The sequence below is a fragment of the Peribacillus sp. genome (assembly GCF_059453735.1).
Map to the genome: position 1 here is coordinate 1 of NZ_JAZVJO010000041.1, position 7,972 is coordinate 7,972.

General features: G+C 42.5%; 7 protein-coding genes. All 7 read left to right on the top strand.

What is annotated here, in order from left to right:
• Positions 1-629: 629 nt before the first annotated feature.
• The 7 genes from AC52RT_RS01260 to AC52RT_RS01290 all read left to right on the top strand — a co-directional run bounded on the left by AC52RT_RS01260 (position 630) and on the right by AC52RT_RS01290 (position 7,960).
• Complete coding sequence (locus tag AC52RT_RS01260; protein ID WP_495539072.1) at positions 630-1,412, top strand: IclR family transcriptional regulator; 783 nt, start codon at positions 630-632, stop codon at positions 1,410-1,412.
• A gap of 115 nt (positions 1,413-1,527) precedes the next feature.
• On the top strand, positions 1,528-2,712 hold the full coding sequence (locus tag AC52RT_RS01265; RefSeq protein ID WP_495539073.1) for a CaiB/BaiF CoA transferase family protein: 1,185 nt from the start codon (positions 1,528-1,530) through the stop codon (positions 2,710-2,712).
• Between the two features lie 46 nt (positions 2,713-2,758).
• Positions 2,759-3,541, top strand: coding sequence for an enoyl-CoA hydratase/isomerase family protein (locus AC52RT_RS01270; protein WP_495539074.1), 783 nt, complete (start codon positions 2,759-2,761; stop codon positions 3,539-3,541).
• 25 nt (positions 3,542-3,566) lie between these two features.
• Positions 3,567-4,349, top strand: a complete 783-nt coding sequence (locus tag AC52RT_RS01275; RefSeq protein ID WP_495539075.1) for an enoyl-CoA hydratase/isomerase family protein — start codon at positions 3,567-3,569, stop codon at positions 4,347-4,349.
• A 33-nt stretch (positions 4,350-4,382) separates the two neighbouring features.
• Positions 4,383-5,552, top strand: coding sequence for an acyl-CoA dehydrogenase family protein (locus AC52RT_RS01280; protein WP_495539078.1), 1,170 nt, complete (start codon positions 4,383-4,385; stop codon positions 5,550-5,552).
• A gap of 19 nt (positions 5,553-5,571) precedes the next feature.
• The gene (locus AC52RT_RS01285) at positions 5,572-6,744 is read left to right on the top strand and encodes an acyl-CoA dehydrogenase family protein (protein WP_495539076.1); all 1,173 of its coding nucleotides are present in this window, start codon (positions 5,572-5,574) and stop codon (positions 6,742-6,744) included.
• A 22-nt stretch (positions 6,745-6,766) separates the two neighbouring features.
• Entirely contained in the window at positions 6,767-7,960 is a 1,194-nt protein-coding gene (locus AC52RT_RS01290; protein ID WP_495539077.1) for a thiolase family protein, read from the top strand.
• Positions 7,961-7,972: the final 12 nt, after the last annotated feature.

The window sequence follows — 7,972 nt, forward strand, 5'->3', positions numbered from 1 at the left end:
ACTCAGCACGTAAAAGTCCTTTCCAACAATAAGACGCTGGTGCGGTTGGAACAACCTTATTATTAATGGTTACGTTTGGTACAGGTGGTTCTGAGTGACTGGTAATGAGATAGATTCCAATCAAGAAAATAAGAAATAAAATGATGACTAACCCTTTTTTCATTAGCTCCCCCCTTTTCATATTGACTAATGATCTTTTCTATTAGACGTAATGGATAAAAAAAGGTTTCTAATGAATTTCGAAGTTAGAAGTAGGCGGGCACGCATTGTGAGGAAAGTCAGGGTGAAGAGTCTTGGGGGGTTTTAAAGAAATCATGATCTATTTTCGATTTTCAAGTAGGCAGTGATAAAGATTCTGAGAAAGATCATGATGAGTACGATAATGAAAAATGCATTAAAAAAGTCAGCCATATTCCTTCACCTCCGTTTATAGTAGAGCAAGACGCCAGATGCTGTTGAGTGAAGTATTACGTGTATATGGTTAGTGTACCCAAAAGAACACAGAATATTGTAAGGGTGGTATTAAGTTACTGTAAAGTTATCTCGATTATATTTTTTTGAATAATCAGTCTTTTTATTGACGAAATTAATTTTTATATATAAAATAATCTGCAAGGTGGTGAAAGGGAATGGTGGGAGAAAAAAAACAAGAAAAACGCAAATATTCGGTCCCTGCAGTTGAAAATGCCTTTGCAATCCTAAGACTGTTGAGCCGCAAGCGTTTTAAGGAAAGTACGTTGACTGAAATTGCGAATGCCTTGTCGCTCAGTCCTGCCACTTGCTTTCGAATCTTGCAGTATCTTGAAGAATCAGCCATTGTCCGGTATGAAAAGGATAAAAAGAGATATACGCTTGGTCCTTATTTAGTTGTGTTAGGTGAAAGAGCCAAAGAGCACTTGGATTATCTGTCCATTGTTAAACCGTATCTAGAAAGCTTAACTAAAGAAACAGGGTTAACTTCAGTTCTTGTTAATCGCGTGGGAAAGGAAAAGCTGACCTTTGTCTTAAAAGTCGAAGGGGAGGATTATGGTGTACATGTTTCCATCGGACGACATTTTTCGATTATCGACGGTTCGTATGGCATGTGTTTTCTCGCATACATGGATAAAGATGAACGCGAGGGGTATTTAAAAAGAAACATCGGTGTAAAGCCATATAATCAGCAGGATATTGAACTGCTCGAGAAAGATTTCGAAAAAGTCCAGCAGGATGGGTATTACATTACATACGGGGAATTCATAAAAGGAATATTTGGAATTGCCGCCCCAATATTCAATGGAGCAAACCAAGTAGAGATGGCGATAGCCCTTGTCGGGTCGACAGCACAGTTTGAAAAATCTGAGCTGCTGGATAAAGGGGGATTAACCCAGAAATCCGCCAATGAGATAACTAGAAAAATCAGCAGATTTTAGCAAGCACATTAAAAGAATTTACAGCCGCCGTCAAGCTTTGGAGAAAGTGAAAGGGAGGATTGTGAATTCTTTTTTTGATTTTGTAAGCGTATACAAAGTAGAGCGGAGGAGAAATATGGGAGCATTAACTGGAATAACGGTACTTGATTTATCCCGGCTGCTGCCTGGACCTTACTGTTCGTTACTTTTAGCTGATTACGGGGCAGAGGTAATAAAAATTGAAGAACCTGAGATTGGCGATTACATCCGCTGGGGGAAACCAGCAATTGAAGGAATCGGATCAAGGCATTTGACAATTAATCGAAACAAAAAAAGTGTCACACTAAATTTAAAGAAAAAGGAAGGCCAGACTATTTTTAAAAAAATGGCAGAAAAAGCGGATGTCATTCTTGAAAGCTTTCGACCAGGGGTAATGGAACGATTAGGTATCTCCTATCAGGAAATTGCAGAAATTAATCCGGGTATCGTGTATTGTTCATTAACCGGCTATGGACAAACTGGTCCCTATCGTCATTTGCCAGGACATGATATGAATTATATCGGTTATAGCGGGATTTTGGGAATGATTGGTGAAAAAGGGGGGAAGCCAGTTGTTCCTGGCGTTCAAATTTCCGATATTGGCGGAGGTGCTTTGATGGCCCTATCTGGTATTATGATGGCGCTGTTTCATAAAGAACGGACGGGCAAAGGTCAATATGTTGATGTATCAATGATGGATGGCTCGGTTTCCTGGTTGTATGCTTCTGCATCCGAGTATTTTGCTTCTGGAGAGGTCCCTGCACGCGGGAATACACGGTTGTCGGGTAAATATGCCTGTTATGATGTCTATGAAACCAGCGATGGGAAATATCTTTCAGTGGGGGCACTAGAAGAGAAATTTTGGGGAAATATTTGTCAATTGGTTGATCAACCAGATTGGATTGCGTTACAAAATGGAGATGAACAGATACAGGTTCAATTACGTGAAGAAATGTCCAATCTATTCAAGTCAAGGAGTCAGGCCGAGTGGCTAAATCTACTTCAATATGAAGATACTTGTGTGGGACCTGTTTATGATCTTGATGAAGCGTTCTCTGACCCACACTTGCTTGAACGAGAAATGCTGATTGAAATGAATCATCCTGTAGCAGGTAGGATTAAACAACTTGGTTTTCCGATTAAGTTTTCGACAACACCTGGTGAGCTTTACGCACCTTCACCACAGTTGGGTGAGCATACGGAAGAGATTCTTGCCCGCTTTCAATACTCTTCCGAAAGTATTGAAAAATTTCGTGAAGATGGTGTCATAGGGAATATCTAACTAAAAATATCTGATATTTCAATTTATTAAAAAGGTGGTCATATACATGTCATTTGTTCATTTTTCACGAACAGGAATAGACGGAAAAATTGCTGAAATTGTCCTCGATCGGCCAGAAGCTAGAAATGCATTTCATACAGAAATGGCAAAAGAAATACTGGAGATCTGCCGACAAATAGCCAAAAGTGATGCCCGAGTGGTCCTGTTGACTTCTTCTAATTCAAAAGCATTTTGCTCTGGAGCTGATTTAAAAGAGCGGAATCGATTACAGGAAGATGAGTGGCGGACCCAGCATACGCTGTTTGAAGAAATGTTTGATCAATTAGCTGATCTCAAACAACCTACAATCGCAGTCGTCGATGGATATGCACTTGCTGGAGGATTTGAACTGGTGTTGAACTGTGATTTCATTGTGGCCGCAAAAACTGCCACATTTGGTTTACCAGAAGTCACACGCGGCATTATGCCGGGAGGGGGTGGTTCAAGATTGCTGTCAAAGCGTATTGGACTGCATGTAGCAAAAGAATGGCTTTGTACAGGCCGCTTTGTCACAGCTGAAGAAGCCAATCGAGCAGGATTGTTAAATCGTCTGACCAGGTCAGAAAATCTTCAACAACAAGCACTCGAGCTTGCCGAAAGCATAGCCGCTAATGCCCCGCTTGCTGTGCAGAGCTGTAAGGCTTCGGCAGATGAATTGTATGGGATGCCGACGCTTGAAGCAAGGAAGCAAGAGTTGATTCATTATAATGTCTGTATTGATACCGAGGATCGCATCGAAGGGGTAAAGGCATTTGTCGAAAAACGCGCCCCCCGTTTTGTTGGGAAATAAGGCAATCTATAGAGGAGGAGATGTATTGACCTACAACCAGGTAAAAGTCAGCACTAAAAATGGAATATGTCTAGTTAAACTGAATCGGCCCGACATTAGAAATGCACTGGTGATGGAGATGCGTGAAGAATTAATAGACTTGTTTACGGGAATGGCTGCTGACGAATCCGTGCAAGTTGTCATTCTAACTGGTGAAGGAAAGGCTTTTTCAGCTGGAGGAGATCTTCGCACATTACAAACTGTGACCTCTGAGGCGGGAAGGAAAAGGCTTCAAATTGGACATAGGTTGATTGAGTCTATTATGAATTTAGAAAAGCCAGTGATAGCGGCCGTTAATGGAGCTGCAGCTGGGGCTGGGACGAGTATTGCCCTCGCATGTGATGTGATTCTTGCATCAGATTCCGCTTTTTTCGTCCAAAGCTTTATAAAGGTTGGCTTAGTCCCAGATTTAGGTTCCGCTTATTTCCTGCCACGGTTGATAGGCCGCCAGCGTGCGTTAGAAATGATGCTATTTGGTGAAAGAATAACGGCTGATCAAGCAAAGCAATTAGGAGTAGTTAATAAAGTGAGTGAGCATGAGCAACTGCTTAAGGATGCGTATGAGATGGCTGAAAAGCTTGCTGCAGGACCAGCCATGGCCATGGGACTGACAAAGAAACTGGTTAACCGGGGTATGGATGGAAGTCTGCAGGAGCTGTTTGCGTTAGAAGGCTTAGCACAAGGTTTATGCTTTGAATCAGTTGATTTTACCGAAGGAGTCAATGCATTTTTTGAAAAACGAAATCCAGTTTTTACTTCTCAAGGATAGACAATTAATTTATTACGAAGGGAAATGAGTGGAGTGGATTTTAAAATACATGCCGAGTTGGAAGAAATGAGAAAAAATATCCGTCATTTTATCGATCATACGGTTGATCCTCTAGGGGATCAAATTGAGCGGGAAGATGACATTCCTGAACACATTATGAAAATGAGTAAGGAAATTGGTTTGTTTGGCCTAAGTATTCCAGAAGAATATGGAGGGCTTGGGATTGGTATGGTCGGTAAATGTGTAATGTATGAGGAAATCGGCCGGACACATAATGGCTATACAACAGTCATCGGCTGTCATACGGGTATAGGGTCAGTGGGCATTGTAGAAATGGGAACAGAAGCTCAAAAGCAGAAATACCTTCCTCGTATGGCAACTGGAGAATGGACGGGAGCTTTTGCGTTAACTGAGCCAAGTGCCGGATCAAATGCAACTGCTTTAAAAACGGTCGCTGTCAAAAAAGGCGATAAATATATCATAAATGGGTCCAAACATTATATCACCAATGCCCCAATCGCTGATGTTTTTACGGTAATGGCGATTACGGATCAGGCAAAGGGAGCTAAAGGGATCACCTCCTTTATTGTTGAAAAAGGCACCAAGGGACTGATTATTGGAAAAACAGAAGAAAAAATGGGGTTGCGCGGTTCTCATTCATCGGAAGTGTTTTTTGAAGATTGTGAGGTTCCTGTTGAAAATGTCCTTGGGATTGAAGGGCAGGGGTACGTGAATGCATTAAAAATCTTGGCAAACGGGCGGGCTGGTCTTGCGGCAAGAAATCTGGGATCCTGCCAAAAACTGCTGGAACTTTCACTGAAATATGCGCATGAACGGGTCCAGTTTGGCAAACCAATCGTTGAACAGCAAATCATCCAGCATTACCTGGCCGAAATGGCACTTGATATTGAAGCGCTCCGCTCTATGACCTATCGAGTGGCGTGGATGGTGGACGAGGGGATGAAGGTAATTAAGGAAGCGGCGATGATTAAATTGCTAGGTTCAGAGATTTATAACCGAATTGCAGATAAGGCTGTTCAGATTCATGGCGGGCTCGGATACATCAAAGAGTACCCAATTGAACGGTATTACCGCGATGCACGAATAACGAAAATTTATGAAGGTACATCTGAAATTCAAAAAAATATCATTGCTAGTCAATTAATGAAGGAATACGCTGCCAGTCATTCGGTGAATGCCTAAAAATGAGGAGGAAAAATCGATGACTCAACTGTTAGAAGAAAAAAACATCTTTCATCAAGAGCTTAGACAAAGTGTGCGTTCTGTGTGTCAAAATTTCCCTGATGCCTTTTGGCGGGAACTAGATGCAAATAATGCCTACCCGGAGGAATTCGTCCATGCACTCACCAAGGCCGGTTTCCTTGCAGCACTAATCCCTGAGGAATATGGCGGATCTGGTCTTGGGATTACAGAGGCCTCGATTATTCTTGAGGAAGTGAATCGGTCGGGTGGAAATGCCGGTGCATGTCATGCGCAAATGTATACGATGGGAACGTTGCTGCGGCACGGTTCAAAGGAACAAAAGGAAAAATATCTTCCGAAGATTGCTAATGGGACGTTACGACTTCAGGCCTTTGGGGTTACCGAACCGAATACAGGAACCGATACAACGAAATTAAAAACGGTGGCTGTTAAGAAGGGTGATAAATACATCGTCAATGGGCAAAAGGTATTCATATCAAGAACCGAATATTCGGATCTGATGATTCTCCTTGTTCGGACGACACCACTTGAACAAGTTGAAAAAAAGACACAGGGCATATCAGTGCTGCTAGTTGATTTAAATGAAGCAGTTGGAAATGGATTAACGATTAAACCGATTAAGACGATGATGAATCATTCGACAACGGAGTTATTTATCGAAAATCTGGAGGTTCCGGTTGAAAATTTAATTGGTGAAGAAGGCAAAGGTTTCTCCTACATTCTTGATGGGATGAATGCCGAACGAATCTTGATTGCGGCCGAATGCATTGGCGATGGCCGCTGGTTTATCGAACGCGCAGCGAATTATGCAAAGGAACGAGTCGTATTCAATCGGCCAATTGGCCAAAATCAAGGCATTCAGTTCCCCATTGCTCGTTCACATATTAATCTGGAAGCTGCTGATTTAATGCGCTTTCAAGCTGCTGCCTTATTTGATTCAGGCAAAAGCTGTGGAGCAGAAGCCAATATGAGTAAACTGCTTGCAGCGGATGCTTCTTGGGAAGCAGCTAATGCCTGCTTACAGACACATGGCGGCTTTGGATTTGCAGAGGAATATGGTGTCGAGCGTAAATTTAGAGAAACAAGATTATATCAAGTTGCGCCTATTTCAACGAATCTTATTTTATCGTATGTAGCTGAGCATGTGCTCAAGCTGCCAAGATCCTATTAATAGACTAAAGAGGTGAAGGGGAATGAAGAATGTACTGATTGTTGATTCTGTCCGCACAGCTGTCGGCAGGATAGGCGGAAGTCTAAGAGATGTGGATGTGGATTTCTTAGCAGCAAAAGTGATAGAAGAAGTAATCAATCGAACAGGAGTCTCAAAAGAGGATATTGACGAAGTGATCATTGGGCAGGCAAAGCAAAGCACGGATGCTCCAAATTTAGCTCGTCTCGCCTTGCTTAGAGCAGGATTACCTATCGAAGTAACCGGATATACGGTTCACCGTCAATGCGGATCCGGATTACAAGCAATTAACAATGGTGCACAGCAAATTATGTGCGGGCTATCGGATATTGTCATTGCCGGGGGAGCAGAAAGCATGAGTCGTGCGCCGTTTTATATCCGAAATGGACGATATGGCTTTGGTGTAGGAAATACTGAAATTCTTGATTCTAATACGGAAAGTCAGCCTCGTTCACAGCCAATCGAAACGTATGGCAATCTCACAATGGGAATGACAGCGGAAAATCTGGCTGAAAAGTATCAGATATCCCGAGAAGAGCAAGATGAATTTGCTTTACGGAGTCAAGTGCTGGCTCAAGCAGCGATTGAAGAAGGTCGGTTTAATTCACAAATCATTCCTTATGAAGTGAAGCAGCGAAAACACTCCTTTCTATTCGATAAGGATGAACATCCAAGGGAAACAAATATGGAGAAATTACGGAAGTTAAAACCAGTATTCAAGGAAAATGGTACGGTCACAGCTGGAAATACAAGCGGCCGAAATGACGGGGCAGGCGCTGTGTTATTAATGACAGACGAAGCAGCCCAAAGGTATGAATTGAAACCAAAAGCTAGAGTCATTGCCCAAGCTGTTGCGGGTGTCTCCCCTGAAATCATGGGAATCGGTCCTGCACCTGCAACGAGAAAAGCACTAAAGCAGGCTGGGTTAACACTTGATGATATTTCGCTAATTGAGTTGAATGAGGCGTTTGCGGCTCAAGCTCTCGCTGTCATCAAAGAGCTCGGTCTTGACTTGAATCGAGTCAACGTTAATGGAGGTGCCATTGCTCTCGGCCATCCGATAGGCGGATCGGGTGCGGTATTAATGACGAAGCTGCTTCATGAATTGGAACGCAGAGGCGAAAGATACGGTTTGGCTACATTCTGTATTGGCGGCGGTCTTGGAATTACAACCATTGTTGAAAATCTGCAAGTTTAATAGCTTGTTTTA

Excerpts from the sequence above, each read along its gene's own strand:
- AC52RT_RS01260 (WP_495539072.1), top strand. The coding sequence starts at position 630 with ATGGTGGGAGAAAAAAAACAAGAAAAACGCAAATATTCGGTCCCTGCA.
- AC52RT_RS01265 (WP_495539073.1), top strand. The coding sequence starts at position 1,528 with ATGGGAGCATTAACTGGAATAACGGTACTTGATTTATCCCGGCTGCTG.
- AC52RT_RS01270 (WP_495539074.1), top strand. The coding sequence starts at position 2,759 with ATGTCATTTGTTCATTTTTCACGAACAGGAATAGACGGAAAAATTGCT.
- AC52RT_RS01285 (WP_495539076.1), top strand. The coding sequence starts at position 5,572 with ATGACTCAACTGTTAGAAGAAAAAAACATCTTTCATCAAGAGCTTAGA.
- AC52RT_RS01290 (WP_495539077.1), top strand. The coding sequence starts at position 6,767 with ATGAAGAATGTACTGATTGTTGATTCTGTCCGCACAGCTGTCGGCAGG.